Source organism: Roseateles sp. GW821-FHT03B02 (genome assembly GCF_059421025.1).
This window is the reverse complement of record NZ_JBWKUV010000006.1, coordinates 144,873-171,514: the sequence shown is the minus strand read 5'-3', so window position 1 is coordinate 171,514 and position 26,642 is coordinate 144,873. Positions and strand designations below refer to the sequence as shown.

Genomic DNA, 26,642 nt, shown 5'->3' with positions numbered 1-26,642 from the left:
GCCCCGCGGCCGCACGCCTTCCTGCAGCAGGCGCCCCCCCGATGTCCCCCTCCCACGGCCGATGGCGCCTCGCCGACCACGTGCGAGCCTGCCGGGTCGGTGACCAGGTGATCCTGCTGGACCTGATCCGCAACCGGTACCTCGGCGTCGGGGGCCCGCTGCTCCCGGCACTGGCCCGGACCATCGGCGGCTGGCCCCAGGCCGGCGACGAAGGCGCCGGCGGCCTCGAAGAAGAAAAGCTGGCGGCGCAGATCGCGACGCTGGTCGAGCGGCAGCTGCTGAGCCCCTGGACCCAGCCGTTGCCTGTTCACACCCGACTGGACGAGCCGCTCGGGACGCTGCCGCTCGAGGACGCGTTGCAGGCAACCCGCTTCGGATGGCGGCCGCTGGTCCAGCTGTGGGCAGACGCCGCCGTGACCGCCTTTCGGCTCCGGCGCAGCAGCCTGGCGGCAATCGCGCGGGCCGTCGCTACCCGGCGCCAGCGGGCCGGCACCCGCCCCACCGCATCGCATGAGCGTCTGTCTGCCGCTGTTGCCGAGTACATGGCCGTGCGCCCCTTCGTCTTCTCGGCCCATGACCGCTGCCTGCATGACTCCCTGACGCTGGTCCGATTTCTGGGCAGGCGTGGCCTCTTCCCTCGATGGGTCGTGGGCGTGCGCACGCGGCCCTTTGCTGCCCATTCGTGGGTGCAGGACGGTCCGGTGGTGCTGAACGACCTGCACGAGAACGTGCGGCGCTACCAGCCCATCCTGGTCGTCTGAGCGGACCTGACGCATGTTCCGCTACGTCGCCCTGTGCTGGCAGGCCTGCGCCAAGGACCAGGCCGATGCCGCCAGCCGAATCGACCGGCGACTCGCGGGCAACGCGGCGTGGCGGCCGGTGCTGCGCGGCCCGGGCCTGCTGGTGTATGTCTGCGGCGACGAGCCTGGCGTGAACGGCGCCTATCCCCTGCCGTCCCGCCAGGGCGTGATCCTTGGGCGGCTGTTCCGGCGGCGCGACGCCAGGCCGGCCGCGTCGGGCGACGTCGTGCTTTCGGCGGATGAGGCGCATCGCATCGTCTTCACGGACGGCCGCTCGCTGGTCGAGGACTTCTGGGGCCGCTATGTCGCCTTCCTGCCCTCTTGGACGGGACAGGGCCGTGTGCTGCGGGACCCCTCGGGCCTGCTGCCCTGCTACCGGACACTGGTCGACGGCGTGTGCATCGCCTTCTCCTGGCTGGAGGACCTCTTCGAGGTCCTCGAGGTTCCCCCGCGTTTCAGCGTCGACTGGGAGATGGTCATGGCTCAGCTGATGCTCGGTCAGCTGGGCGGGCGTGCCAGCGCACTGCGCGAGGTCGTGCCGGTCCTGCCGGGCGAGCTGGCCGCGCTGCACTCACCGGGCCCGGGCCCGCAGTTGCTCTGGAGCGCCGTCCAGGTGGCCCGCCAACCGAGCGGGCAGGACGTCCACGAAGGCGCCGCGCAGCTCCGGCAGGTCGTGGTCTCCTGCGCGCAGCACTGGGCGGCCTGCTACCCATCGATCCTGCTGCGGCTGTCTGGCGGCGTGGACTCCTCGATACTGCTGAGCAGCCTCTGCGAGGGACGGCCGCACGAGCGCCTGGCCTGCCTGAACTACCACTCGCCGGGAGCGGACAGCGACGAGCGTGTCTATGCGCGCCTGGCGGCGCTCCGGGCAGGCGTGCCGCTCATCGAGCAGGTCCGTGACAGCCACTTCGACCTGCCGGGCGTGCTCCAGGTTGCCCGTACGCCGAGGCCCGCCAGCTACCTGGGCCGCATGGGATCGGGCCGGCTGGATGCGCTGGCCGCCGCCGCCGTGGGGGCCCGGGCCCTCTTCACGGGGTCGGGCGGCGACCAGGTCTTCCTCGAGCGCCGCTGCACCTGGCCCGCCGCCGACTATCTGAAGCTGCACGGCTTAGGCAGCGGCTTCGTCCGGGCTGCGATGGACGCGGCCCGCCTGGGGCGGGTCTCGGTCTGGCAATCGATGCTGAACGCGGTGAGGGACCGCGCCTTCCGTGGGAACCCCTTCGACGAAGCCGTCGGGCAGGAGACCTTGCTTGACGCCGAGGCGCGGCAGGCCGCGGTGCGGCAGCTGCCCCGGGCGGTGCACCCGGACCTGCTCGAAGCCCCGGACCTGCCCATCTGCAAGTACCACCAGGTCTGCGAGCTGATCTGCCCGGCCGAGGTCTACGACCCCTACCTGGCCGAGGCCGCGCCGGAACTCGTCACCCCCTTCAGGTCACAGCCGCTGGTGGAGCTTTGCCTGGCGATGCCCAGCTTCGTGCTGACGGCGGGGGGCATCGGGCGAGGCCTGGCGCGACGCGCCTTTGCCGACGCCATCCCGGCGGAGATCGCCCAGCGGCGCTCCAAGGGCAGCACCCATGACCATGTGACCGCGGTGCTGCGTCGCCACCTGGACTTTGCGCGTGACCTGCTGCTGGGCGGTCACCTGGCCCGGCAGGGGTTGCTCGACCGCACCAGGCTGGAAGCTGCGCTGTCCGACCGGCCCTCGGCCGGAGGGACCCACGTGGGCGAGATCCACAACTGCATCGCGGTGGAATGCTGGCTGCGGCGATTCGCCCCGGGGGCGACTGGCGAAACCACCCCTGGGTCCTGACGTTTCCGGCAACGGCCTGGGCCTGCACGCTCGGCGCCGCTGCCCGTCGGGGGCGCGGCCAGGGTCAGCAGGCAGACACCCCAGGCCGCTGTCGCTGCGGGTCCTGCGTGGCGCAGGGCCGCAGACCGAGGCGCAGGTTCATTTCCAGGTTTCGGGAAGACGACATCTCGGCCCGGCATCGTCTCTGGCCTTGAGCGTCTGCATCTGCTGCCATCGCTCGTACTGGGCCTTCAACGACGCCACGCTCTCGAGCGGGAACTGCGGCTCGGCGCGTCTCTCACCCTTGAGCCAGAACCGGTACCAGTCGACATTGCCCTGCAGCGAGATCATCCGCTCGCTCGGCGTTGCCAGCGCGTGGCCCCCTTCGGGGATGACGATCATCTCGGCGGGCTTGTATTGCCGGCGGAGCAGCCCGTACACGTCCCAGTTGTTCTTGAGCGGCCTGCCGTAGCTCTCGATGCGAAGGGCGGACCGGATGCAGTCGGTGTGCAGCGAGGCGTCGTTGTCGACCCACCGCTGGAGCGTCGGACCATAGGGCAGGCCCTGGTTGGTCAGCTCCTTGTGCTGGCGGGTGGAGTCCGCGAAACCATAGGTCAGCGTGTACGAGAACAGCGAGTTCTCATCGCCGTCGGCGAGGGTCGCCGCGCGGATGGGCAGCCGCGAGAAGGTCACCAGGTTGAGCACGCGCAGGCCGGTCGCACTCCAGCCGATGATCCCGACGCGTGCGGGGTCCACGCGGCCGGACTTCACGAGGCTTCTCACGGCCGCCTTGACGCCGTCGTTGAACATGCGCAGCTGCTCGTAGCCGTCGCCCGGTGGGCCGCGGTCGGGCCGGATGGGCATGGCAAGCACGAGGAACCCCTCGCGAAGGAAGGCGCGCCCGGCAAAGGCGCTGGTGGCGCCCTGCCCGCGGTTGGGCCCGTCGAGGTAGAAGCGGGCCGCAGAGAACCCGTAGGTCTGGATCACCAGGGGCAGCCGCTCGCGGCGGCCAGCATCCCCGGATGCCATCAGCCCGCCGTCCCATCGGCGGCCCCGGGCATCGCGCCACGTGTAGGGCTGCATGGTTCCCCAGGACCTGGCCTCGAACTGGGGATTCAGGGTCGTCAGCCGGACCGTCTGGCCCTGCGGGGATGTCGCGAACACGTCCGGCGGCTCGTTGAGTCCCTCATTGACCTTCAGCGTCCAGGAGGACCTGGACTCGGTGGCCTGCACCGACGCCGGCGCAAGCTCTTGCCAGCTCCCCTGAGCCAGGCGCTGGAAACGCCGCTGCCGGCCGCCATCAACCACGAGGAATCCGTCGCTGAGCGGCTGGGCCTCGCTCAGGCGGCCAGCCAGCTTCGCGATCACCTGCCAGCGCCCGCTGTCTGGCCAGTATTCGATGACGTGCGAAGCGCTGGCATCCGCCGCGCTGCCCGTCACCGGCAGGTGGGTGCCCGCCAGCACGACCGAAGACCCGCCGTTCTGCCAGAACCTGTCCTTCCTGCCCTGGGCAGAGCCCGTCAAGGCATCGTCGGGTGCATCCAGGACGGCCTGCTCCCGGGCTTCGTCCAGTTGCCAGGCGACCATGCGCCGGGCCTTGTAGACAAAGGTTCCGGAGTAGTAGCCCAGCGGATCCCTGCGCAGGCCCGGGCCGTACAGGGTCATCGTCTCGTTGAGCAGCGGGTAGATGCGTGACCAGGCCAGCGTGCGCTCGGGCTCATAGCGAGACAGCAGGGCCCAGCGCCCGTCGGGCGAGATGTCGGCTTCCGGCATGCTGCCATTGCCTTCCGGGAAGGCCTCGCCCAGGGGACGTGCCGCCTGGCTCGAGCCCAGGTCCGCGACGAAGTAGCGGTACTTGCGCGCCTGCAGCGGCAGGTGGTCCTGGCCGAACTTGACGTTCCACAGCGACTGGTTGCCCACGACGACGCTGTGCGCGCCGGCCGGCAGGGGCGGGTTGGGGACCTGCACCGCATAGACCAGGCGCCGCATGTCCTTCGAGGCGGCGAACGAGACGACGGGACTGCCCTCGCGGGTCAGCTGCACGAGCTCGCGCCTGGGCAGGTCCAGTCGGTACACCTGCAGGTTGTCGTCCTTCAGGCGTGCAAGGAAGACGAGGCTGCGGTCGTCCCACCAGCGGACGGACTTGACGGCCGGGAAGGCGTCGTTGCCGTCATCGGCAACGTCGACCGAGAACACCGTCTCCGGCTGTGGCACGCGGCGCTCGGCGAGGCGTTCGGGTGACAGATGCAGAAGCTGGATCTCGTAGCGGTTCCGGTCGCTCGCCACATCGGCCTTGCGGGTGACGATGAAGGCCCGGCTGCCGTCGGGGGAGACCTGCTGGGCGAATTCATGGGGATCGTGGTTGAGCGGCTGGAGGATGCGCCTGAACTCGACCACCTCGCGAACCGTGGGTCCGGCCGGCGCCGCAGCGGCCTCGGCGCGGGGCGACAGGCAGGCAGCGGCCAGCGGCACCAGAAGAAGGAAAAGGCGTAGAAAAGGCATAGGTAGGGATGCGCACAGCACGGCCCTGCCCTGCGGGTGGGGCCGCGCTGAAGGAAGGGAGAGGGCGGGCCGCGGGAGCGCGGCCGTCGGGGCTCGACTTACCAGTCGAGCGAGAGTCGCAGGCTCACATAACGCCCACGCCAGTCGGCCTGGGTGATGTCGAAGTTGGGGGAGGCCGCGATGTACTGCGGCTCCCGGTTCGCCACGTTGACGACGCTCAGGCCTGCGGACGCCCCCTTGAAGCTGGCGACGGCCTGGGGCCACAGCTTCTTGAGGTTGAGGCTGCCGCTCAGGTCGTGGAGCCAGAAGTCTCCCAGCTGCCGGTCGCTGGTGCCGGCGTCCTTGTATCCGCCAAGGTAGCGGCTGGTGATGCCGAAGTTCCAGGCCCCCGCGTCGAGGCTCGCGGACACGCGGCCTTTCCATTGCGGCGACCAGAAGTCGTCGAAGCGCCGGCCGAGCCGGTCAGCCACTGCGACGCCCGGCGCCAGCTGGACGCGGTATTCGTTCGTCCGCGTGGCCCCCACCGCCGCCGTCAGCTTGCCGAGGGACGTGCGCCAGGCATAGGCCGCGTCGAGGTCGGTGCCCGCCGAATCCAGGCGGCCGACATTGACTTCGGCATACCGGACGCTCGTCACGGGCCCCGGCTGTCCGTTCACGGAGGGGCCGCGGATGACGAAGCCCGGAAACAGCGCCTCATAGTCGAGGAAGGACTGCGGCTGCAGCACCGAGATCATGCCGCGGATGCGCATCTGCCAATGGGTGGCGCTGAACCGGGTGCCGAGCCCGCCATCCGGCTCCCAGACCATGCCGATGCCGCGGGCCTTGCCCCGCTCGGGCCCAAGCCCGCGGTTGGTAGTGCGAACGACGGTGCCGGAGCTGACACGCTCGCCGCCGCGCGCCGGATCGACGAGGCCGAAGAGCGCCGCGTCGAAGGTGGCCTCCGTGATGTCGGTCTGCAGCAGCGTTGGCGGCTTGAACGAATCCGCGGCCGAGGCACGGATCAGCCATGTCCGCATGGGACGGAACTCCATGCCCACCTGATAGGTGCCGGCCGACCCGAAGTCGGAATACCGGTCGCGCCGGCCGGCGAGCGTCAGGGCCGCCAGGTCCCAGCCAGGGGCGTTCTCCGGCGCCGACCGCAGCAGCGGCGCGCGGAGCTCCCCGTAGGCCGAGGTGGCGGTGCGCGATTCGTTGCTCTGGGAGCCGGCATTGGCCGAGATGACATACCTGTCGCGCGCGAGTTCGGCACCGACGACGGCCTCGACGGGACCCGCGGGCAGCTCCAGCAGCGTGCCGCGCAGCTGGCCGCCCGCCTGATCCTTGCGCCCGAGCGTGTGGCGAAGCCGGTCAGTCCAGATGCGGTGCAGCACATCGTCGCTGGCGGCGCGGCCGCTCGTGAACAGGTTGAGGGCGGTCGCCGGCGTGCTCGAGGCCAGCGCCGCGGACAGGGACGCCGCATCCCTGATGTCATTGCCGGTCTGCGAGCTGCCACGGTCCTGGGTCGTAGACAGGTTGACCTCGGCATCCCAGCCAGCGCCCAGCTCCCCCTTCAGCCCGGCCAGCACGCGCGTGAAGCCGGTCTGGCGCGCGAGGTCTCTCGTGCCGTTGACCGGGTCGAGGGCGGACGTCACCCTGACGGCAGCGCCAAACGGGTTGAAGGCGTTGCTGGCCGGCACCAGGACGCTGCTGAGCAGCAGGCCGACATCCTTGCCCTGCATGCGCTCCCTGGCCAGCGTCAATTCCGCGAAAGCCGACCAGCTCCCGAAGACCTGCTGCTCCGCCGTCGCATGCAGGGCCAGCGTCTCGTAGCCATAGAGCAGCGGCGCGCCACCACCCGTCGTCCACAGGTTGCAGAGGTTCTGCTGGCCGGCGGTGGCCTGGAAGTCGGCGATGGTCAGTGCCTGGCCTGCCGGCACGGTGGGGATGGCGGCGACGCTGGCGCCGAGCCCCGGCAGGTTGGCCCCGTTGGCGCTGCTGACAGTGCCGGGCGTGCAGTTGGTCCGACGCTGGTCGGTGCCGCCCAGGCGCCGGAAATCGGCGTCGGCGATCAGCGGCCGCTCGGCCACCGTCAGCGGCGTCGAGTGGCTGTAGGTCCCCATCACCAGGTAGCTGCCGGTGTTGTCACGTCCCCCTGTGGCCAGCGCGATGCTGCCGTCCTCGAATCCGCGGCCCGTCGTCATTCGCGCGACCAGCGACTGCCCGTCGACGGACTTCTTGAGGATCACGTTGACCACACCTGCCAGCGCATCACCACCATAGACGGCCGACGAGCCGATGGGCACGACCTCGACCCGCTCGACGGCGGCCAAGGGAATCAGGTTGAGGTTGAAGTAGTTGGCCGGCGACGAGCCGACTGCCTGCACGCGCCGGCCGTTGATCAGCAGGAGCGTCGACCCCAGCGGCAGTCCTCGAAGCTGCACCGTGGCCTGGCCTATCGTGCTGGCATAGGTGCCCTCCCCCGACGACGCGGAAACCTCGTTGAGACCGGCAAGGAACCGTCCCAGGTTGGGCTGGCCGCTCCTCTCGATATCCCGGCTCGTGTACACGTTCACTGGGGCCGGCCCCTCGGCGTCGATGCGCTTCAGGCGGGAGCCGGTGACCTCGACCCGGCTCAGCTCCTCAGGGGCCGGACGCGCCCCTGCGACTTCGTTCCCTGCCGCCTCCACCTTGCCTGCCGCGGCAATGCGCTGTGGGTCGGTGCCAAGCGGCTGCAGAGCGCTGCTGGTCGGCGCCAGCCGCGGCGCGCTGGCCGCCGGCGCGGGCGGCAGCGAAACGGCGGTGCCGGCAGCCTTCACCACGATGGCGCCGTCCGCCATGAGCTCGGCCCTCAGGCCCGTGCCCTGCAGGGCCGTGGTGATGGCTTCGATGGGGGACAGCCGGCCGGACACGGAGCTCGCCACGCGCCCTGCCACGGAGCCGGGCTCGAACAGCACCGACGTGCCGGTCTGCCGGGCAATCGAGCGCAGCGCCTCGGCCAGGCCCTGGGCGGGCTGTTCGATCACGTAGCGGGCGGTCTGCGGGGGATCAGCCGCGGCGGCGGGGCCGCAGGCCAGCAGCAGGTAGAGGCAGGATCCGAGGGGCAGCGTTCCCAGGCGACGGGGGAACCGGCTGACGATGGTGCGACGCATTGAATGTCCTTGTTGTGCTGTCGGTGGAGTGACAACAAGATGACGTCGCAGTCGAGCGAAATACGTTCAGTGGATGTCCTAGTGGGGCTTTCCGAGCTCCAAACGTCCGTCGCCGGTTCGCAGGCTCAAGCCGTGCAAGGACGCGATGGCTCGGGCAAATCCGGCGTTGTCGCCGGTGCGGTAGAGCCCGCTGACGCGCAGCTCGGAGGCGCTCAGCCCATCGACCAGCACGATAGGTGTTCGGCTGTAGCGGTTCATCTCGGCCACGGCATCGGGCAGCGCCGTCGCGTCGAAGACGGCTTCGCTGCGCTTCCAGGCCGTGAGCTGATCGACGTTTGGTCGGTCCACCTTCGCGGGCGCCGCCGCCGTGGCGTTCGCCGCGCGCCCCAGTCGCAGGCGTTCGCCGGCCTGCATCAGGATGGCCTTGTCGGGGGCGATGGCGTCCGCACCGACATCGGAAGCCCGTCGCACGCTGACCTGGCCTTCGATGAGGGTGACGGCCACCGCACCGGGGGCGCCCGCGGTGGCGTCCGCATAACGCACGGCGAAGGCGGTGCCCACAGCCACCACCTCGCTGCCGGCGACCCGCACGACGAATGGCCTCAGCGTGTCCTTGGCAACCTCGAAGATCGCCTCGCCACCGCGGACGCTCACCGTCCGCTGACCGGCATCGAAGCTCACGCGAAGGCGCGTGTCGGTGTTCATCAGCACGCGCGATCCATCGTCGAGCAGCACGAGGCGCTGCTCGCCGAGTCCGGTGCTGTACTCGCCCCGGCCCTGCCAATGCTGCACGGCGACCGTCCCGACGGTGAGCGTGGCGACCACGACGGCGGCCGCGGCCCAGCGGTACAGGCCAGCACGTCCCCCCGGTCGGTCGGATGGCGCGGCGGCGCCGGTCTCGTAAGCCGTGGCCAGCTTGATCTTGGCGACGTCCTCCCAGACATCGGTGCAGCGCTCGAACGCCTCGCGGTGCATGGCCGACCGCGCCTGCCAGGCACGGAAGTCGCGCTCCATCTGGAGCGAGCGCCCGGGGCCATGCAGGCGAGTCACCCACACCGCCGCCTCCGCAGCGATATCCGGCGTCACCTTGGGTCGGGCGTCCGTGTCTTCAGGTGTATCGGCACGAGGCCGAATCATGGGTACCAGCCCTCCATCCAGCCCGTGATCAGCAGCACGGCCTTGGAGATGTGCTTCTCGACGGAGCTGACCGACAGGCCATGCTGGCCGGCGATCTCCTTGTAGCTGAGCCCGTCGACCCGGTGGGCGAGGAAGACGGCGCGCGTCTTCTCGTTCATGCGTGCCAGGCATTCGCTCAAGCGACCCAGGCGTTCACGCGCCAGCAGCGCGTCTTCGGCGCCCGGCCGGCCGTCGACGAGGACCACGTCCTCAAGCAGCACCTCTTCCCCGCGACTCGCGTGGGCACGGTGCGCGTCGATCGACAGGTTGAGCGCCGCTCTCATCAGAAATGCCTCAGGCTGCTCCACGCAATGGTCACGTTCGTAGCAGGCCAGCCTGATCCAGGCGTCGTGCACCAGATCATCGGCATCCTGCTCCGTACGACCGCGCCGCATCAGCGCGGACCTGATTCGGGAGAATACGCTGGACCAGTCCCTGCTCATTGGATAACCGCTTTCGCAGCGTCGGTTCGCCTCAGATGGCACTCGCCCCAACCGTCCTGGCCCCGACGCGGCTGGGTCGGATCCAGGGCTGAGAGATCCCTGCTGCCCGCCTGCTGACCATCCGTTGCTCATCGCGCTGCAGCGATGCGGCAATGAAGTCTAGTGCGGCCTGCGCAGATTGAAAGCTGCCATGTCGCCGAATGGCGCCGGCCAGCTGAAGGTGGATCGAGATGGCGGCGCGATCACCCAGGAGCACCAGGTCCCTCGTCTGGGCCGTGTGCCCGGGAAGCAGCGCACACGGGGCAGGACCGGCTGCGCCGGACTGAGACCGCTCGAGGGGTGGCAGCACGATGGCGCAAGGAAACGCACGTCGAATCTCGCCAAGCCCGGCCTCATGCCCGACTGCGATGGCGATGTCGATGCACTCGAGGCCCCGCTCGAACAGGTCGGTAGCGACGATGGGCCACCCGTCGCCTGGGGCCGAAGGCCGGATCCACGCGCCAAGCACTTCGGACTCGCCGTCGCGCAGGAACGGTGCGCTTTTACTTCAACGAATTGCAGGACGGCCAGGGCAATCCGCTGGCCAGCCTCGTCGGCAGGGGTCAAGGTGAACTGAGGCTCGCGGCGACGATGACACCGGGGACGGCTGACTTTGGCGCGGTGCCCCTGGGGACCACGGCTGAGCGCGTCTTCAACATCGTCAACACGGGCAATGGACCGTTGCGGTTGCGGCCTGGCAGCCCGGGCGCGGAAGGCGGGCCCTGGTCGATGCGCGGCGGCTCCTGCACCGGCGAGTTGCCCGTCGGCGGTCGCTGCACGGTAACGATCGGATTCACGCCGCTCAACACACAGGCCTACACCGGCTCGGCGTTCGCACATTTTGTTGAGCTGCCCATCGATCAGGGCAGTGCGCGTGCCCAGCTCACTGGGCAGGGAGGCTGATATCGGATGCGGGCGCGGGTACGGGTGCGCAGGGGATCACCTGCAGACCCGTGCCTGGCCTTCCGGGTGGAGCCGCAGTTCCGGCGCCACCTGCAGTCCCAGCACGACATCGAGCTGACCCGGCGCGACCAGGGCGGCCAGCTGGCCGACGAGGTGCAGCCGCTGGCCCCGGGGCTGAAGTACTCCGGGGCCTCGGCGCTCCTGTGCCCAGGCGCCCTGCCCCCGCGTGCAGGCCTTCGCGAGCCCCGGGATCCGAGCGCGGGTTTGGCCGGCATCAAGTTTCGTCGGCAGGCTGCATCTCAATGGACAGCGCTTGGCGCAAGTCGGCGCCCTCGGGCAGCCTGACATGGATATCGTTGCCGCCTCCATGAGCACCGACGAAGCGCAGCGCGGCTCCACCGGCCAGCCGGGCCCTGGGCCGCAAGCGGTGGACGTGGTATTCCCCCGGCAGCAGGGGCACGCGCTGTCCGGCAACCGTGAAGCCGGTCAGCCGGCTGCCCTCGGGCACCTTGACGCGATAGCACTCGATGCTCATTTCCGCGCCTCCGTCGACGGCGGCATAGCGACCGCAGCGGCATGCGCGAGGCGGCGCAGCGTCTCACGCGCGAGCAGGTAGGCCCGGATCTGGGAGGGCGTCATGGACGGCCGCGTACGTGGCGAGCGGCCCGACGCGGCGATGCAGGCGTTCAACTTGGACATGGTTCAGTTCCTCACCCGAATCAATGGAAGCGGTGCGCAACGGACAAGGGCTTGCGCCCCCCCACGGCCACGCGCGCAGCGCGCGGCCGCAGGGGCTGCACGGCCCCTGCCCGGTCACGCCACGCGCACTTCGATGCGGCGGTGCGAGCCCAGCTCGCGCCGGGGCAGCTCGATGCGCAGCACGCCGGCGTCATAGGTGGCCTTGGCACGCTCGACGTCCACCGGAGCCGGCAACTGGATGTCCCGACGGAAGGTGCCGTACGCACATTGCACGAGCGCGTAGCTGCTGCTCTCGTGTTCGCGGTCGTAGCGCTTTCGTCCGAGCACGCTGAGCATCTCCGGCGAGCCCATCTCGATCTGGAAGTCCTCGCGCGCCATGCCGGGCGCCTCGATGCGGACGACCAGCTTTTGAGGGTCGCCATAGACGTCCACCGCCATGAAGGCCCAGCGCGTCGGCGGGAGCCAGCGATCGGCCTTGCCCGCATTGCCCGCCTTGTCCGGCTTGCCGCCATCGGCATTGGCAGGCGCCACCTCGTCGGTGTCGTTCCAGAAGCGCGTCAACGCGCTCCCCGCTCGAGAGCCCAGCTCGCGCCAGCCCTCCGTCAGCGATTCCCAGGCCTGACCGGCGCCCTGTCTGAATTGCTCCGCAAGATGGGTCATGGTTCAGGCCCTCCGGTCAGCCCGCGCTGACGGCGATTCGCCGCGGCTGGGCATGCGCCTGCTTGGGAATGCGCAGCGTCAGCACCCCGTCCTTGAGGTTGGCATCGACCTTGGAGGTGTCGAGCTCGCGACTGAGGGTGAAGCTGCGGCGGTAGCGCGGCACGCGCAGTTCGGCATAGACGGCCTCCAAGCCGTTCGGCGTCTGCGGCTGAACGCGCCCCTCGATGAAGAGGGAATCGCCTTCCACGTGCAGCTCCAGCTGGTCGCGCGGTACGCCCGGCATGTCGGCCAGCAGCGTGATGCCGGTTTCGTCTTCGAAGACGTCCACGGCCGGGGTCGCGGCCCGCTCGGCAGCAGCGGCGCCCGGGGCCGCCTGGGGCTCGTCGCTCTTGAGGATCTCCTTGCTCATGATGATGGCTCCTTCAGATAGGCGGTTACTGGATGGCGATGCGCCTGGGCTGGGCTGCTTCGCTGCGGGCGATGCTCACCTGCAGCACGCCGTCGCGGTAGCTGGCCTTGACCTGGTCGGGATCGATGTCGTCAGGCAGCGCCACGGTACGGTCGAAGCGGCCGCTGGCACGCTCACGCGCATAAAAGCGCTGGCGCTCGCTGCCGGGGGTGGGAAGCACACGCTCGCCGGCCAGGCGCAGCACGCCACGGTCAAGGGTGACCTCGATCTTGCTGGCGTCCAGGCCGGGCACGAAGGCGTAGACCTCCACGCTCTGCGGCGTGCGCCCCACGTTGACCTGGGGCATCGTGCCGGAGGCCACCGAGCGAATGCTGGCTGGCAGCCCCGACATGCCAAAGATCTCGTCGAGCTCGCGGTGCAGGCGGTCAAACTGTCCGAACAGGCTGTTCGGATGGGTCAGCAATGAATTGAACATGGCTTGATCTCCGTTCAGTGATGTTCACCGGCCGGGGCATCCAGCCGGTCGCAGCCGAATTAGGAGCAGGCCAGGACATTTCAAGGGGGAGCTCTTCCCCCTTGAATTAGGGAGATCAACCGGCGGCGGCTGACGCGTCGCCGCCCGGTCAGCCACCGAACTTCTGCTCCCCGGTTCCGAGCGGTCTCCCGGGTGTCCAAAGGATGGCGGCACCGGACATTGCTCCCACCTGGGGGGCATCAACGGGTGAGCGACTTCGAGCTTGCAGCGCTCAACTCGCCGGAGGCGACCTGTCCGTCGACAAGGTTCGCTGCCTCGTTGCCGGCGATCTTGCGCCTCGGCATGCAGGCGTTGATCCCGCTCAAGCTCAGGCAGCGCCTGCGTGATAGCTTCGCCCGGTTGAGCTCTGTAGTTGTGACGACGAGAGGTGACGGCGATGAAGGCTCTTGCGCGTGTGCTGCTCAGCTTGGTGCTCGCGCTGCCGATCATTGCGTCGGCAGCCTTGGTCACGATCGGAAGCGGCCAGATGGCCGCCAACGATCCGACCTACAAACTCATCTGGGACAACGACAACAACGGCAAGTCGCTGGTGTGGCTGGACTTCACCGGCAGTTACGCCCCGGGCCTTTCCTGGCTGCATGTCCAGGCGGTCAACGCATCCTTGGTCTACACCCTCGATCCGGCCTACACCGTGACTTGGACGGACGCCGCCTGGCGACAGCCCGGCAGCGCTGCGATCTCGTATTGCCAGTGCGCGTCCACCTCCGAACTGGGGCAACTCTTCTACGACGAACTGGGCCTGACGGTTCCGCTGGTCAATGCCGCGAACCCGGACAACACGGTGACGCCAGCCGAGCTCAACCCAGGGGAGTTCGACAACCTCGTTCCGATGAACTACTGGCAGGGGACTGATTGGCCGGGCTCATATTTCGACATGGGCCGCGGGGCATCGGTGCCGGTTGGCTGGCTCACGGGCCCCATTGCTGCCATCGCCCTGCGCGAGGGCCGAGTGTCAACGGCGGTGCCGGTGTCGGAGCCGTCGACGGTCATGCTGATCGCGGTGGCACTTGCCGTGCTGCGTTTGCGCCGACCCCACTGATCCAGTCGGCCAGCCGGTCGTCCAGGTCTTCGTGGCCCGCTGCCTGGGGCAGGCCGGTGCATTTCGAAGGCCTTTGATCTCATTTCACGCTTCTCCAAAGACATCGACATCACGGCGTCTCGCGAGGACAGCTTTGCCAACGCTGCGGTGCACGCAGGCGACGCCGTGAGCGCCCCTGTCGAGCGTGAATGGCAGCACCCGGGAGCGCTGAAGCTCCTGGGGGCGTTGGATCAGCGCTTGCCGACGTTGAACTCCGTTGCCTTGTACAACGCCTGCATGGTGTCACGACCCAGGCGGCCTTCCATGTCCTTGTGGGTCTGCACCATCACGGCGCGGACGGCGTCGCGCTCGGACGGCGTGGGATCGACCAGCATGGCCTTGCCGGCCGCCTTGATCTTGTCGTAGGCGTTGCGCTCTTCGGCGAGGGTCAGGCCGTTGGCGTAAGTGGTCGCGTCGGCCATGGCGGACTCCAGCATGTCCCGGATGTCCTTGGGCAGGCCCTCCCAGAACTTGCGGTTGACCACCACCGCATAGGCCTGGTGAGAGTGATGCAGCAGCGTCACATACTTCTGCACCTCGTAAAGCCTCTGGGTGTAGGCGTTGGACAGCGTCACATCAGCCCCGTCCACCACGCCGGTTTGCAGCGCCTGGTAGACCTCGGAGAACGCCAAGGTCTGAGGCATCACGCCCACTGCCCGCATTTGCGCGTCGATCACCTTGGACGAGTTGATGCGGATCTTCAGGCCTTTGAAGTCCTCGGGCTTGCGCAGCGGCTTGTTGGAGGTGATGACGCGAAAGCCAGCGTCCCAATACGCCAGGCCGTGCACGCCTTTGGCGTCCAGCTTCTTCAGCAGCGCTCTGCCGAAATCGCCGCCGACGGCCTTCTGGTAACTGGCCTGGTCCGGCGTGACGAAGGGCAGGTCAAAGACCTCGAATTCCTTGATGCCGAAAGGTCCGAACTTGGACACCGAGGGCGCCAGCATCTGCACCGAGCCCAACTGCAGCGCTTCGAGCTCTTCCTTGTCCTTGTAAAGCTGACTGTTGGGGTAGACCTCAATCTTGACCCGTCCCTTGGCGCGTTCCTCGACCAGTTTCTTGAAGCGCTCGGCCCCCTGGCCCTTGGGCGTGTCCACTGCGGCCACATGGCTGAATTTGATGACGATGGGCGCCGACTGGGCCTGGCTGAGGGTGGGCGCGAGGGCGAAAGTCAGGCCGACGGCCAGGCTGGCCTGCAGAAAGGTGCGACGTGTCATGGGAGGTCTCCAGATCGTTGGGAATGGGCGCGAGCAGCGGCTCAGCGCTGGGCGGCTGTCAAGCCGGTGGCGTTGATGACGGGGGCGGCGTCGGGCGAGGCCAGAAAGCGGATCAGGGCCTGACCTGCCTGGGCGTGAGCGGCGCCCTGGACCACCGCAGCCGAGAACAGGGTCACCTCCTGCGCCGCCTCGGGCAGCAGGCCGACCACGTCGATGCCCTCGATGTGCTGCAACTCGCTGAGCTGCTGGAAGCCGAGCTCCGCCTCACCACGCGCCACCACCTGCCCCACCGGTTCGGCGGGGATCATGCGGGCCTTGCCCTTCAAGGATTCCGCGAGGCCCAGTCGCGGGAAAAGCACCTGCGACAGGTAGACGCCGCTGGCGCTGTCGGAGTAGGCGATGGACCTGGCCGCGATCAGCGCCTGTTTGAGCTGCTCCACCGTGGCGATGGCGGGTTGCGGCGCACCGTGTCGCACGGCCAGAGCGATGCGCGAGCTGGCCAGCACCGTGCGGGTAGCGCCATCGAGCTGTCCCCGGGCCACGAGCTGGTCCAGTGCGCTGCCCACCATGATCACCACGTCGATGGGCTCCTGTCGCGCAAGCCGCTGGGGAATCGCGTTCTTCGTCTCGCCCATCGACGGGCCCCAGCCGCTGACCAGGGTGTGCCCGGTGGCCTTCTCGAACGCCGGCGCCAGGGCCTTGTATGCAGCGGCGAAGCCGCCGGAGCTGACGACACGCACCTCGTCGGCCCGGGCGATGGGGCCGGCCAGCATCAGTAGCAGGCTGGTGACGAGGAAAAGGGCCAAGCGGGGCATCAGCTGGTGGCCGCGACGCGTGGGAATCATGGCTGGTCTCCTGTTTGTGAAGCGATGGGGCAACCGGCACACCGGGTACCGGGGTCGATGAGGTGGAGCGTGAGGTCGTGCGCAGCTGCGCCAGACTCACGGTGGCCTGCAGAAGGGGAGCGACGACGGAGCGCCGCGTGGTCGTTAGCGACCGGGCGAACAGCGACGGATCGAGCTGTTCATCAAGTCGGCGTCCGTGGCCTGAGACCAGCGTCAGAAGTTGTGGCGCATACCGGCTTCAAGGGCCTTGGAGCTGCCCCCGGCGAGCATCGTCGTGCCACCCGGGATCGAGAAGCTCGCTCTGCCGTCGTTGTTGATCCGTGCGCCTTGGACATAGAGCGCCGACCGCTTGGACAGGTTGTAGACCGCACCCAGGCCGATCTGCGTCGCATCGTTGGGGTCAATCACCGTCGTGCCGACCTTGCCCTTCATGTTGGCCCGCAGATAGGACGCCTTCAGCTCTACCTGGCCCATGGTCGCCACTGCCGAAAGCATGAGGATCGTCTGCTCGGACAAGGCTTGCTCATACTTGCGTAGCGCTGCGTTCATCCGCACCTGACCGGCGGTCCCGTTCACGGCGAACAGCGTGTCCTTGAACTTGCCGGACGCCGTGAGGTCATTGGAGGTGGTCACCCTGCTGGCGTGGGCGCCGAAGCGGGCGCTCTGCCACCCGATGCGGCCACCGATCAGCTTGTCCTGGCCATTCGCCGCAGTTCCGCCTTCGCCGGCTGCAACCATCAGGCCCCCCTCAAGACCACCAAGGTCGGACGGCAGGAGGAATTCCACGGCGTTGCTGGATCGGACCGTCGTGTTCGGGCCCGTGCTGAACGCGCTTCGGATCGGCCCCTGCTGAGACGAGGACGAGAAGTTGTTCGAACCGGCCACACCGACGTGCGAGTAGGGGTCGTGGCGCACCCAGATGGCGTAGGTCGGGACATAGTCGCGGCCCAGTCGAAGTTCGCCGATGCCGCGGCTCGACAGAGACAACGTGGCGCGACGGTCGAAGAACTGCGTGCCTCCAGTGCTGCTGCCGGTGTCAACGCTCGCGCCGGACTCCAGCCAGAAGCCCGCTGACAGGCCGCCACCGAGGTCTTCGTCCGCGCGGAAGTACAGACGACTCGTCTGGTTGGAGCCGCTTACCAGGGATTTGACCGAGTCGCCGCCGTCGTTGTGGACGTAGCGGACGGCCGAGTCAAGGACGCCGCCGACGACGACGCTGCTTTGCGCTGCCGCGCCAGCCGCCGCGAGGGACAGGAGGGCTGCCGACAGGATCGATTTTCGCTTCAAGGGTGTCTCCGATGTGTGCTGGAGGCATGGCTGCCTGCTTGTGAAGCAATGGTGCAGCTGGCAAACTCATCTGTAAATTGCATTATTCAGATCTACTATTCCATGAAGCGCATCAATCTGACGCTGGATGAAGTGCAGGCCTTCGTCGCCGTGGCGCATGCCGGCAGCTTCAAGGGGGCGGCTGACGCGCTGTTCCTCTCGCAGCCCGCCCTCAGCCGCCGGGTGGAAAAGCTGGAGCAGGTCCTGGACGTGCGGCTGTTGGAGCGCACCACACGCCGTGTGGCGTTGACGCCGGAGGGGCGGGAGTTCCTGGCCCATGCCGAGCGCGGCTTGGCGGCCCTGCGCACCGGGGTCGACGAGGTGGAGCGGGAGGTGGCGCGCCGTGCCGCCAGCCTCACGGTGGCCTGCATCCCTACCGTGGCCAGTGCGTTGTTGCCGCGAGCCTTTGCCCGGTTAGCTGCCGACCACCCCGAAGTGCGCTTGCGCATGCTGGACGAGGGGGCGCCCGAGGTCTTGCGCGCGGTGCAGTCAGGCGAGGCCGAACTGGGCCTGAGCTTCACCGGCGCTTCGCACCCCGAGATCAACTTCCAGCCGCTGTTGACCGAGGACTATGTGCTGGCCCTGCGGACGGACCACCCCTTGGCGCAGCGCGCCGGCTTGAGCTGGCGGGACCTGTTGGCCGAGCCCATGGTGGCGGTGGCCGGTGACAGCGGCAATCGGGTGTTGATCGACCAGGCGTTGTCGCGCCTGAAGCAGCGGCCCGTGGTGCAGTTCGAAGCCAACCATGTGGCCGGCGCCTTGGGCATGGTGGAGGCAGGGCTTGGTGTGGCGGTGGTGCCGCGGCTGGCGCTGTCCATGCGGCCCGGGGCAGCTCTGGTGGGGGTGTCGCTCAAGCAGCCGCGCATCGAGCGCACCCTGGGCCTGATCACGCGCCAGGGCCGGCGCTTGGGCGGGCCGGCGCAAGCGCTTGTGCAGGCGCTGTATAGCGAACTGGCGATTCGGCCAAGCACCGCTTCAGCAAGCGGCGCCGGCTGAGCCCCGAGCTCGTGAATCGTCACTTTGATCCAGTTGGGAGGCCAATCGAACTTGAACGCTTCTGATGGCAGCTTCACGTCTGCGCGCAGGCAGTGAGTCAAAACGTCCAATGTCACCTGCTCTTGTTTACGGTCAAGATAGATGGTGTCGAGCAATAGCAGGAAATGCTCAAGTGGATTGGGTTCTCGTAGTCTTCGTTCTATTCAAGGGCCTGGTGTTCGTCACAGGCATGTATTTCGCCATCAAGTGGCATTACGACCAAGAGAAGCAGTGGGCGGACCGGCGCGCGCTACTGCGCGTGGGCGCCAAGTTCGTCGCAGTCTTCGTGCTGTTGCTCATCGCCTTGCTGATCTTGACTTTCGGACTCGCCAGGATGCTCGGCATGGACTTGAGCCTCCCATGAAGGCTCAGAGTTGCGCGCGAGTGCAGAGGCCGATTTCGGGACGTGCGCATGACGGCCTTGGGTTGGTAGCGGGCCATCCGCTGCGAATCCGTGTGCAGTTGCTTGCTACCTGCGCCCGCCTCATCGTTGGCGGCGGTCAGGGCTGCAGCTTGAACAGCCCCGCTGCATCTGCACCGGCGGGCACTTGACCGAGCCGTACGAGCAGAACACGCAGCAGTCGCCGGCCTTGGGCCGCAGCAACGTCTTGCAGTGCTCGCACTCGTAGAAGAACTGGCAGGCGTCGGTCGGCATGACCTCGCGCTTGACGTGGCCGCACTCGGGGCAGGTCAGCACCGAATCCAGTTGAGGTGGGGCCGCGATCACTTGTGAACCGTCGATGGAAAGCCCGCGTCTGTCGTGGCTTTGACCAGTGACGAGGCGTTGGTCTTGTCGGCGTCGAACGTTACCGTGGCCGTCTTCTTGGCGAAGTCGATCCGCGCCTGGCTCACGCCGGCCACCTTCTCCAGCGACCTCTTCACCGTGACCTGGCACAGCTCGCAAGTCATGTTCTGGAGGTCGAGAACGGCGGTCTGCGGCGTTGCCGCGAACGCGGCCAACGGCATCAGCGTAACGAGCGCAGCAGCAATCAGTTTGCGCATGGGGAGTCCCTTCAGAGAAAAATCGGCGCCAGCCAAGGCACCGCCAACAACACGAGAAGCGCCAGAGCGACACCCCAGAAGATCAGCCGCTGGCGCTTGAGGACGACGGGCTCGGCGCACAGGGCGCCGGCTTCGCAGACTTGCGGCTGCAGGTACAGGCGCCGGAACGCCAGGCCCAGGAACAGCAGCGTCACGGCGATGAACCAGGGCCTCAGCGGCTCCAGCGCGGTCAGGTTGGAAACCCACGCGCCACCGATTCCCAGCGTCAGCAGCACCAGCGGCCCGACGCAGCACACCGACGCGCCGACCGCCGCCAGCACGCTGGCCACCAACGAACCCTTGACTCTGAACATCACCAACACCCGGGTGAACCTACTCGATGGCTGGCAGTCTAGAGTCCGTACCATGGTACGGAGTCAAGGGGGCCAGGTGACGACCGAGCTAACGATAGGGCGATTGGCCGACGAGGCCGGCGTGAATGTCGAGACCATCCGCTACTACCAGCGTCGCGGCTTGATGGCGGAACCCGACAAGCCGATGGGCGGGTACAGGCGCTACGACCCGGCCGACATCAAGCGCGTGCGCTTCATCAAGCGGGCCCAGGTGCTGGGTTTCACCTTGGAGGAGGTCGGCAGCCTGCTCGAACTCGACGAGGCTCATGCGTGTGCCGACACGCGCGTCTTGGCCGCGAACAAGCTCCAGGTCATCGAAGCCAAGCTCGCCGACCTGAAGGCCATGCGCAAAGCACTGGCTGCGTTGCTGCTCCAGTGCGATGCCGGGGGCAAAGATGATCGCTGCCCGATCATCGACACGCTAGCCGCCGGCTGACGACTTGGGCAGAACCCATGCAGCACAGCACCGTACCTGTACTTCAACTCTTGTTGACGGTCTTGGCGCCGCCAACCTCACGCCATCTCATGGCACCTGGCTAGGCGCGCTGCGTGCGCATCAGCGAATGGGGATCCGCCGACTCGGCAAGGTCTCTATACGGATCGCCCCTCCGCGCCAAGCATGATGATGCCCATGCCGATCAGGCAAACAGTGACGCCCACCCAGTCCGTGATTGAGGGTCGGATCTTGTCGACCAACCACAACCACAGCACGGCCACGCCGATGTAGACGCCGCCGTAGGCGGCATAGACCCGCCCAGCCGCCGTTGGATGCTGGGCCAGTAGCCACGCAAAGGCTGCCAAGCTGATCGCCGCAGGCACGACCAGCCAGGGAGATTTGCCCTGCTTCATCCAGAGATACGGCAGGTAGCAGCCCACGATCTCGGCGACCGCCGTGGCCACGAAGAGACCAAAGGTCTTGAGGAGTTCCATCCGGGCATTCTCGCCAGCGCGTCGTTGTCGAAGGCGCTTGCTCCTCAAGTGGCTTCAGGCTGCAACAATCGAGGCGTTGATGGAAATCGTACTTGCCACTGGCATCACGACCTTCTTCCTCCCGTGCCCCTGATTGCTGACCGACTCCACCTTGACGAGACCGAGTTCGGACAACTTGGACACGTCTCGGGACACGGCGCTGACATTGCGGTGCGAGGCCTCGGCGAGAGCTGCGATGGAGTACTGCCCCTTGCTGGCAATGCGCAGCAGCTCGAATCGCTTCGGGGTGAGCTGCGTCAGGAAGTACTCGAACTCGAAACTGGTGAACACCTTCGCGTACGGCAGCGTGTCCGCCTCTTCATCCAGGGCTCGCGCGACGGCCTTGCTCCTGCTGGCATGCTGCTTCAGGACAGTGCTCTTTGCGAAATCCGCCAGCGAAATCTTCTGCTTCGTCATATCACTTCTCCATTGACGAACTTGACGGCAATCGTCTGCCACTCCTGCTCGAACCGCTCGTACAACTCTTCGTAGCCGGTGAATGGCTCCGGCGTGATGGCACCCATGTAGTGCCGGTGTGAGTAGCCGTGGCTGTTGTCGTACCCCAAGACCCGCCCGTTGTCGGTGCCGCAAATCTTCGGATTGATGTAGGCCAGCGCGTAGCTGACGACCTTCTTGGACGGCAATTCCCGGATGACGCGCTCCTTCAGAATGCCACCACCCAGCCTGGCCGGGATCGCCACGTCCTTCGGCGCGTAGATTTCCTGGGACTTTCGTTTCGTTTTACAGCCATGATTTATCAGATCAACCCTGCTGTCAAGGACCTCGGATCAGCCGCCCCCCCGTGAACATGTAAGGCCGGCCTACAGGTTGACCAGGCGTTCAAGTCCGCGCACATCGGCTGTATGGTCAACGAGTCACCACGATGCTGCGACATCCTCTTCCGTGAGGGGCTTGCCAGCGGTCGGCACGCCGTCGCCCTCCAAGGGTCGAAAGGCGGCAGGAATGGTTCTGGCTCTGGCGATTCGCACCAAGATTTCCCCGGAATCCAGCAGACGGACGTGAACTCGACCTCCAGCCTGGAGTGCAGCTCTTTCAGTGACGTACTTGGGCAGGCGCAACCATTGCGAGAAGCTGGCCATGCTCCCGTGCACGCAGTAGCCGCGCAAGTGCGAGGCGAGATGTCGAACTCGTCGCCATTGCCGACAGAACTGATTGAATGCGCGTCTGCATGACCTGACGGCGCCTGGAAGAAAAGAGCTACGCGACGTCAACGCCATTCGCCGGTCGCATTCAGAACTTCAGGAAGCTGACTTCACGCGTTTACGCTCAGCCCCCTATGGCAAAGTTCTTCGCGTCCAGCGTCGTGACCTTGGTAGTGTTCAGCAGCATGAACCGCAGCGCATCGTCGGCCACAAGGATGACCGGCACTGGCGCACCGCAAAGCGTTCGTTGGTGAGCGTGCGCAAACCGCCTGACGCCCCCCCCGCGCTTGACAGCGAGAGTTGGGGGTCGCCCTCCCACCGGGTGCCTTATTTCGAGAACCAGCCGGCGATGCGCTGACGCAGGCGCTCGAAGAACCCGGCGCGCTCCACATCGGTGAGCGCTATGACCGGGGCCTCGCCGAGGGGCTTGCCGTTGGCCGTGGCGACGATCTTGCCGATCACGGCGCCCTTGGCGATCGGCGCCTCGAGTGCAGGATTCAGCGTCACCGCGGTCTTGACAGCCGCCGCCTGGCCCTTGGGCACCACCAGCGTCCAGGGCTGTGCAATGCCGGCATTCACCTCCGGAGCCACGCCATAAGTGACCTTGGCACTGGTCAGCGTTGCGCCAGCCTGCGCGGGGGAAGCTTCCTCGAAGTTGGCGTATCCCCAGTTGAACAGCACGCGGGTCTGGTCGGCGCGGGCCTGCTTGCTGTCGGCATTCAAGATGACCGAGATCAAGCGCATGCCATTGCGCTTGGCCGAAGCGGTCAGGCAATAGCCCGCCTCCTCGGTGTGCCCGGTCTTGAGTCCGTCGACCGTGGGGTCGGTGTACAGCAGCGCATTGCGGTTGCCTTGCTTGATGCCGTTGTAGCTGAACTCACGCTCGGCGTAGATGGGGTAGTACTCGGCGCTGTTTCGGATGATGGCGGCCGCCAGCACGGCCAAGTCGCGTGCCGAGGCCTTGTTGTTGGGGTCGGGCAGGCCTGCCGCGTTGGCGAAACTGGTCTTGGTCATGCCCAGCTTCTGGGCCTCGGCGTTCATCTTCGCCACGAAGCCGGCCTCCGAGCCACCGATGTGTTCGGCCAGAGCCTTGGAGGCATCGTTGCCGCTGGCGATGACCACGCCACGCAGCATGTCCATCAGGGACGCCTGCGCATTGAGGGGCACGAACATGCAGCTGTCACCCTCCTTGCCGCCGCGGCACCAGGCACTCAGGCTCATGGTGACGGGTTCGTTGGGCTTGAGCTTGCCGCTCTTGAGCCCCTGCTCGACCAGGTAGCTGGTCATCATCTTGGTCAACGACGCCGGCGGCAGCGGCTCGTCCGGGTTCGACGAAGCCAGGATTTGCCCGGTGTTGAAGTCCATCAGCACCCAGGCCTTGTTGGCGAGCACCGGCACCGACTGCCCGTTGGCGTCGGTGGTCATCGCGGGCTCAGCCGGTGCGGCGGCCTTGGGTTTGTGCGCGGCTGCGCGCGGCTTGGCATGTTGGGCGCTGAGGGCCGTGATGGGCGCGGCGACAAGGAACGCGCTGGCAAGGACGGCGCAAAGCAGGGAGGCAGAAGGGGTGCGGGAAATCATCGAGAGGTGCGTTTTCAACAAAGCGACAACGGGGAGCATGTTGGGGGCCGACCCCTCGCAAGGGGTCGTCACGACGCCAATTTGGGCAGCGTGCCCATTCGGTCACGGCATCCATTGTGGGGGCCCGCGTGCTGCGGGGCCAATGCGGGTCGTGACGACAACGAAACATCGTCAGGTCCGTTGGACGCGGATTCACCGCTTCAGGGTATCAACGCACCTGCCCCTGTAACCGTAGTGGACCGTCTGCCTTGCGGCGGCTGCCGTCCTGTGCGGGCAACACCGTCTGGTGCGCGCCGGATGTCGCAGGCCGCGGCGTACCGATGCTTTGCAGGCCGTTCATGCGGCCTGCATTCCGGGGCGCGCCCGCCGCCGAGCGCCGAACGCGCGATGCTTGATCCTGCTCAATGCCTGCCCCGCGACCCGTCCTCACACTGCAAGGCGTCGTCCACCCCTGCAGGAGAGCCGAAGTGTCCATTTCGCGTAGCTTGATCGCCACCTGCGTGGCGCTGCTGGGGCCGCTGGCCCAGGCCGCGCCCATCGCCTCGTCCGGCGTGACGATCCGAGACGTCAACGGGCTCAGCAGCAGCGTGTCGGCAGGCCCGGGCGAGGCGGCCGTGCTGGCGCCGCTGTCGCTGGATAGCGCGCTGGCAGGCGGCCTGCAGCAGTCACTGCACCAGGGCACGGCAGCGGCGGCGCAGCAGACGCTGCGCGGCGTGGCCACGCTGAGCGCGTGGCACCCGTCGGCGGCCAACCTGTTCACCGCCAGCACCGACGCCAGCTTCTTCAAGCATGTGCAGGTGCTGCCCGGCACGTCGGGTCTGGACTGGGGCGCGCCGGTCCAGTTCGACGTGCTGCTGCGCGTGGATGGACAGATAGGCGCCGGCTGGCTCAACCCGATGACGTTCGGCGGCATGCCGACCTACGGCAACGCGCGCTCGCTGGCCAGCGTCGACGCACGCGTGGACTACCGCATCATCGACCTGAACCAGGGCGTGCCAGGCTGCGGCGAGTGCGGTCCAGCCAAGGTGATGAGCTTCGGCTATTACGGGCACGTTCTGTTCGACGCCAAGGTCGACGCCTGGACCGGCGCCGAAGGCCTGATCGAGTCGCGCTGGGGGCCTCCAGGCGAATGGGTGGGCAGCACGCTGCCGTCGGCCAACGACTACGTATACGTCAACAACAGCATCCGCGCGTCCGACCAATTGAGCCACTTTCCGGATACGAGCCTGCGCCGCTACACCGTGTCCACCTTCGTCGGCAACACGCTGGAGATCTCGGGCGACATGAACCTGTTCGTACAGGCCATGGGTCAGGGCACGACGTCGCAGTCGAGCGGCTACTTCGCGCATTCCTTCGACGCCGACCTGGTCAGCGCCCAGGGGCTGGCCTTCGACGGCGAACTCGCCGGCATCTACGCAGCGGTGCCCGAGCCGGGGACGTGGGCGACGCTGCTGGCCGGCCTGGCCCTGCTGGGCGGCGTGGCGCGGCGCCGAGCAAGGCCCTGAGCCGTGCGGGCCTAAGGCCCGAAGCTCCAGCCGGGCTGAACCGTGTCAACTCGTCAGAGCGCCTGGTTCCTCGCCGGGCTGTTTCAGCCGGCGCGTCGGCGGCGCGCCGCCAACCACAGTCCCATCACGCCCACGCCAGTCAACGCGAAACCACCCGGCTCCGGCACGGACGAGGTGACCGTCTGGAAATCTACCGAAAAATCAACCGACTCAGCCAGCCCGGCGGTTCCCGTCGAGACGTTGAAGTTGTAGATCATCTGCATCGATGTGATGCTGGCGAAATCGGCGCCCGTGCCGAACTTCGTGCCGAGCAGATTGATCAGCGAATAGTTGAAGTAGAAGTCGACCGGGCCGGCAACTGCGCCGGATTGCGCCAGGCAATTGCTGTCGGAAGCACTGCAAACGGGCACCGCGGAGAACGTGAAGCTCGTCCAGTCGGTGTCGGTCGAGAAGAATTGCAGCGTGATCGGGAAGGCAGCGTCGGAACGCAGCACGGTGAGCTTCAGGCTGTCCGCCACGGACGAAAAGTTGACGCCAGCGAAACCGGTTCGATCGATGCCAAAGTCGGCTTTTGTCAAGTCGAAGCCAGTGTTGCTGGCCCCGTCCCACCGCAGTGCGCCGAAGCCCGCGACGCCGGCGTCATTGGCAAAGGAGAACCTGGAGGACGAGACACCGGCACGCGTACCGTTGAAGGCATCTGCGCCGCTCACGGCGTTGACGTAGATCTCGCGTTCGCCGCCGATGATCGATGCCAGATCGAGACCCGACTTCGTAGCGGACGAGGACGCCGTGCCGTTCGAGTTGTCCTGCGCCGCCGCCTGCGGGAAGTCAAAGTTGTCGATCAATGGCGCAGCGGCCTGTGCGCTGCCGGCAACGGCGCAGGCGGCCAAGGCAAGAAGTGCAGTCTTAGACATGGCAGGGAACCCTTCCAACTCCGCATCGGGCGCGCAGGATCACCGTGAACCTGGCGCGCAGGGCGAACTGCAAATGTCACTGAAATCCCGTCTGGACTCAAGGGACTGAAGACCCTGGGTTGCGGTGGCCCAGGCACCTCGCGTCCGACGCAGCGGCGCATCCGGCATCGCCTGACGCACCAGATCGATTCGCCCCACCGACTGGCCACAGGGTTGTTGCCGTCAGGCGTCACCGCCAAGCGCCTCCGGCAATGCCTTTTTGCTACGCGGCCCCAGGCCAGCCACCACCCCACCGCGCCCCTCGAAGACCGGCAGTTGCACCGACGGGCGCGACCTCAACTGCAACCCTTCCTTGATCAACCTCGCAGGGATGGTCCGCAGCTTTGCGGCCAAGGCCTTCCCACCGGCGAGCAGTCTGTCCGGTAGTTGCGGCTTTTGGTCGCCCGTGACGAGCGCAAGCCGTGCAACGAGGTGCATCTGGACCAGGCCGATCGCCGACGCTGCCCGCTTGCCCTTGAGGACCCGGGGCTGGTCACTC

General features: G+C 67.4%; 29 protein-coding genes. 8 read left to right on the top strand and 21 right to left on the bottom strand.

Annotation, left to right across the window (positions count from 1 at the left end; genetic code table 11):
- Positions 1 to 41 precede the first annotated feature (41 nt).
- Together AC07VX_RS17460 and AC07VX_RS17455 are read left to right on the top strand one after the other, a co-directional pair.
- Positions 42 to 761: a lasso peptide biosynthesis B2 protein gene (locus AC07VX_RS17460; protein ID WP_493183921.1), complete on the top strand. Its 720-nt coding sequence runs from the start codon at positions 42 to 44 to the stop codon at positions 759 to 761.
- 13 nt (positions 762 to 774) lie between these two features.
- Positions 775 to 2,610 (top strand): asparagine synthase-related protein, encoded by a 1,836-nt coding sequence (locus AC07VX_RS17455; protein ID WP_493165641.1) that lies wholly within the window; start codon positions 775 to 777, stop codon positions 2,608 to 2,610.
- 138 nt (positions 2,611 to 2,748) lie between these two features.
- On the opposite strand, the gene AC07VX_RS17450 is transcribed toward AC07VX_RS17455, so the two are convergent.
- The 4 genes from AC07VX_RS17450 to AC07VX_RS17435 all read right to left on the bottom strand — a co-directional run bounded on the left by AC07VX_RS17450 (position 2,749) and on the right by AC07VX_RS17435 (position 9,838).
- Positions 2,749 to 5,091 (bottom strand): alpha/beta hydrolase family protein, encoded by a 2,343-nt coding sequence (locus tag AC07VX_RS17450; RefSeq protein WP_493165642.1) that lies wholly within the window; start codon positions 5,089 to 5,091, stop codon positions 2,749 to 2,751.
- A 98-nt stretch (positions 5,092 to 5,189) separates the two neighbouring features.
- The gene (locus tag AC07VX_RS17445; RefSeq protein ID WP_493165643.1) at positions 5,190 to 8,219 is read right to left on the bottom strand and encodes a TonB-dependent receptor domain-containing protein; all 3,030 of its coding nucleotides are present in this window, start codon (positions 8,217 to 8,219) and stop codon (positions 5,190 to 5,192) included.
- A 78-nt stretch (positions 8,220 to 8,297) separates the two neighbouring features.
- The gene (locus tag AC07VX_RS17440) at positions 8,298 to 9,356 is read right to left on the bottom strand and encodes a FecR family protein (protein ID WP_493165644.1); all 1,059 of its coding nucleotides are present in this window, start codon (positions 9,354 to 9,356) and stop codon (positions 8,298 to 8,300) included.
- Positions 9,353 to 9,838 carry an RNA polymerase sigma factor gene (locus AC07VX_RS17435; RefSeq protein WP_493165645.1) on the bottom strand — a complete coding sequence of 162 codons (486 nt, stop codon included), beginning with the start codon at positions 9,836 to 9,838 and terminating at the stop codon, positions 9,353 to 9,355. Before AC07VX_RS17435 ends, AC07VX_RS17440 begins: the two co-directional genes overlap by 4 nt.
- Positions 9,839 to 10,372: 534 nt before the next feature.
- On the opposite strand from AC07VX_RS17435, the gene AC07VX_RS17430 reads away from it, so the two are divergent.
- Positions 10,373 to 10,780 carry a choice-of-anchor D domain-containing protein gene (locus AC07VX_RS17430; protein WP_493165646.1) on the top strand — a complete coding sequence of 136 codons (408 nt, stop codon included), beginning with the start codon at positions 10,373 to 10,375 and terminating at the stop codon, positions 10,778 to 10,780.
- A 274-nt stretch (positions 10,781 to 11,054) separates the two neighbouring features.
- Here the strand turns inward: AC07VX_RS17430 and AC07VX_RS17425 are convergent, their stop codons facing one another.
- The 5 genes from AC07VX_RS17425 to AC07VX_RS17405 form a co-directional block, all read right to left on the bottom strand.
- Entirely contained in the window at positions 11,055 to 11,315 is a 261-nt protein-coding gene (locus tag AC07VX_RS17425; RefSeq protein WP_493165647.1) for a hypothetical protein, read from the bottom strand.
- The gene (locus AC07VX_RS17420; protein WP_493165648.1) at positions 11,312 to 11,479 is read right to left on the bottom strand and encodes a hypothetical protein; all 168 of its coding nucleotides are present in this window, start codon (positions 11,477 to 11,479) and stop codon (positions 11,312 to 11,314) included. The genes AC07VX_RS17425 and AC07VX_RS17420 overlap by 4 nt, the downstream gene beginning before the upstream one ends.
- Positions 11,480 to 11,593: 114 nt before the next feature.
- A complete protein-coding gene (locus AC07VX_RS17415; protein WP_493165649.1) occupies positions 11,594 to 12,139 on the bottom strand; it encodes an Hsp20/alpha crystallin family protein in 546 nt (181 codons plus the stop codon).
- A gap of 16 nt (positions 12,140 to 12,155) precedes the next feature.
- On the bottom strand, positions 12,156 to 12,548 hold the full coding sequence (locus AC07VX_RS17410; protein WP_493165650.1) for an Hsp20/alpha crystallin family protein: 393 nt from the start codon (positions 12,546 to 12,548) through the stop codon (positions 12,156 to 12,158).
- A 25-nt stretch (positions 12,549 to 12,573) separates the two neighbouring features.
- A complete protein-coding gene (locus AC07VX_RS17405) occupies positions 12,574 to 13,023 on the bottom strand; it encodes an Hsp20/alpha crystallin family protein (protein WP_493165651.1) in 450 nt (149 codons plus the stop codon).
- Positions 13,024 to 13,459: 436 nt separating this feature from the next.
- Between AC07VX_RS17405 and AC07VX_RS17400 the strand changes: the two genes are divergently transcribed.
- Positions 13,460 to 14,122, top strand: coding sequence for a hypothetical protein (locus AC07VX_RS17400; protein ID WP_493165652.1), 663 nt, complete (start codon positions 13,460 to 13,462; stop codon positions 14,120 to 14,122).
- 230 nt (positions 14,123 to 14,352) lie between these two features.
- Here the strand turns inward: AC07VX_RS17400 and AC07VX_RS17395 are convergent, their stop codons facing one another.
- The 3 genes from AC07VX_RS17395 to AC07VX_RS17385 form a co-directional block, all read right to left on the bottom strand.
- Positions 14,353 to 15,375 (bottom strand): DctP family TRAP transporter solute-binding subunit, encoded by a 1,023-nt coding sequence (locus tag AC07VX_RS17395; protein ID WP_493165653.1) that lies wholly within the window; start codon positions 15,373 to 15,375, stop codon positions 14,353 to 14,355.
- A 41-nt stretch (positions 15,376 to 15,416) separates the two neighbouring features.
- Entirely contained in the window at positions 15,417 to 16,220 is an 804-nt protein-coding gene (locus tag AC07VX_RS17390) for a substrate-binding domain-containing protein (RefSeq protein WP_493165654.1), read from the bottom strand.
- Positions 16,221 to 16,433: 213 nt separating this feature from the next.
- Positions 16,434 to 17,507, bottom strand: a complete 1,074-nt coding sequence (locus tag AC07VX_RS17385; protein ID WP_493165655.1) for a porin — start codon at positions 17,505 to 17,507, stop codon at positions 16,434 to 16,436.
- A gap of 48 nt (positions 17,508 to 17,555) precedes the next feature.
- Here AC07VX_RS17385 and AC07VX_RS17380 point away from each other — a divergent pair, with 48 nt between their 5' ends.
- Positions 17,556 to 18,542, top strand: a complete 987-nt coding sequence (locus AC07VX_RS17380; RefSeq protein ID WP_493165656.1) for a LysR family transcriptional regulator — start codon at positions 17,556 to 17,558, stop codon at positions 18,540 to 18,542.
- Positions 18,543 to 18,714: 172 nt separating this feature from the next.
- Positions 18,715 to 18,945: a hypothetical protein gene (locus tag AC07VX_RS17375; protein WP_493165808.1), complete on the top strand. Its 231-nt coding sequence runs from the start codon at positions 18,715 to 18,717 to the stop codon at positions 18,943 to 18,945.
- Positions 18,946 to 19,065: 120 nt separating this feature from the next.
- Here the strand turns inward: AC07VX_RS17375 and AC07VX_RS17370 are convergent, their stop codons facing one another.
- From AC07VX_RS17370 to AC07VX_RS17360, 3 genes are read right to left on the bottom strand one after another with little or no spacing between them, the layout of a single operon-like run.
- Entirely contained in the window at positions 19,066 to 19,287 is a 222-nt protein-coding gene (locus AC07VX_RS17370; RefSeq protein ID WP_493165804.1) for a GDCCVxC domain-containing (seleno)protein, read from the bottom strand.
- A gap of 17 nt (positions 19,288 to 19,304) precedes the next feature.
- Positions 19,305 to 19,583 (bottom strand): mercury resistance system periplasmic binding protein MerP, encoded by a 279-nt coding sequence (gene merP, locus AC07VX_RS17365; RefSeq protein WP_493165657.1) that lies wholly within the window; start codon positions 19,581 to 19,583, stop codon positions 19,305 to 19,307.
- Positions 19,584 to 19,594: 11 nt separating this feature from the next.
- On the bottom strand, positions 19,595 to 19,936 hold the full coding sequence (locus AC07VX_RS17360) for a mercuric transporter MerT family protein (protein WP_493165805.1): 342 nt from the start codon (positions 19,934 to 19,936) through the stop codon (positions 19,595 to 19,597).
- A 52-nt stretch (positions 19,937 to 19,988) separates the two neighbouring features.
- Between AC07VX_RS17360 and merR the strand changes: the two genes are divergently transcribed.
- Entirely contained in the window at positions 19,989 to 20,411 is a 423-nt protein-coding gene (gene merR, locus AC07VX_RS17355) for a mercury resistance transcriptional regulator MerR (protein ID WP_493165806.1), read from the top strand.
- 155 nt (positions 20,412 to 20,566) lie between these two features.
- Here merR and AC07VX_RS17350 read toward each other — a convergent pair whose 3' ends face one another.
- The 4 genes from AC07VX_RS17350 to AC07VX_RS17335 form a co-directional block, all read right to left on the bottom strand.
- The gene (locus AC07VX_RS17350) at positions 20,567 to 20,905 is read right to left on the bottom strand and encodes a YnfA family protein (protein ID WP_493165658.1); all 339 of its coding nucleotides are present in this window, start codon (positions 20,903 to 20,905) and stop codon (positions 20,567 to 20,569) included.
- A gap of 54 nt (positions 20,906 to 20,959) precedes the next feature.
- Positions 20,960 to 21,361 carry an HVO_A0114 family putative DNA-binding protein gene (locus tag AC07VX_RS17345; RefSeq protein WP_493165659.1) on the bottom strand — a complete coding sequence of 134 codons (402 nt, stop codon included), beginning with the start codon at positions 21,359 to 21,361 and terminating at the stop codon, positions 20,960 to 20,962.
- Positions 21,358 to 21,645, bottom strand: a complete 288-nt coding sequence (locus AC07VX_RS17340; protein ID WP_493165660.1) for a toxin-antitoxin system TumE family protein — start codon at positions 21,643 to 21,645, stop codon at positions 21,358 to 21,360. Before AC07VX_RS17340 ends, AC07VX_RS17345 begins: the two co-directional genes overlap by 4 nt.
- Positions 21,646 to 22,434: 789 nt before the next feature.
- A complete protein-coding gene (locus AC07VX_RS17335) occupies positions 22,435 to 23,532 on the bottom strand; it encodes a D-alanyl-D-alanine carboxypeptidase family protein (protein WP_493165661.1) in 1,098 nt (365 codons plus the stop codon).
- A gap of 620 nt (positions 23,533 to 24,152) precedes the next feature.
- Here AC07VX_RS17335 and AC07VX_RS17330 point away from each other — a divergent pair.
- Positions 24,153 to 25,190, top strand: coding sequence for a PEP-CTERM sorting domain-containing protein (locus tag AC07VX_RS17330; RefSeq protein ID WP_493165662.1), 1,038 nt, complete (start codon positions 24,153 to 24,155; stop codon positions 25,188 to 25,190).
- Positions 25,191 to 25,273: 83 nt separating this feature from the next.
- Here the strand turns inward: AC07VX_RS17330 and AC07VX_RS17325 are convergent, their stop codons facing one another.
- The gene (locus AC07VX_RS17325) at positions 25,274 to 26,104 is read right to left on the bottom strand and encodes a PEP-CTERM sorting domain-containing protein (protein WP_493165663.1); all 831 of its coding nucleotides are present in this window, start codon (positions 26,102 to 26,104) and stop codon (positions 25,274 to 25,276) included.
- A 222-nt stretch (positions 26,105 to 26,326) separates the two neighbouring features.
- A complete protein-coding gene (locus AC07VX_RS17320; RefSeq protein ID WP_493165664.1) occupies positions 26,327 to 26,581 on the bottom strand; it encodes a DUF6364 family protein in 255 nt (84 codons plus the stop codon).
- Positions 26,582 to 26,642 lie beyond the last annotated feature (61 nt).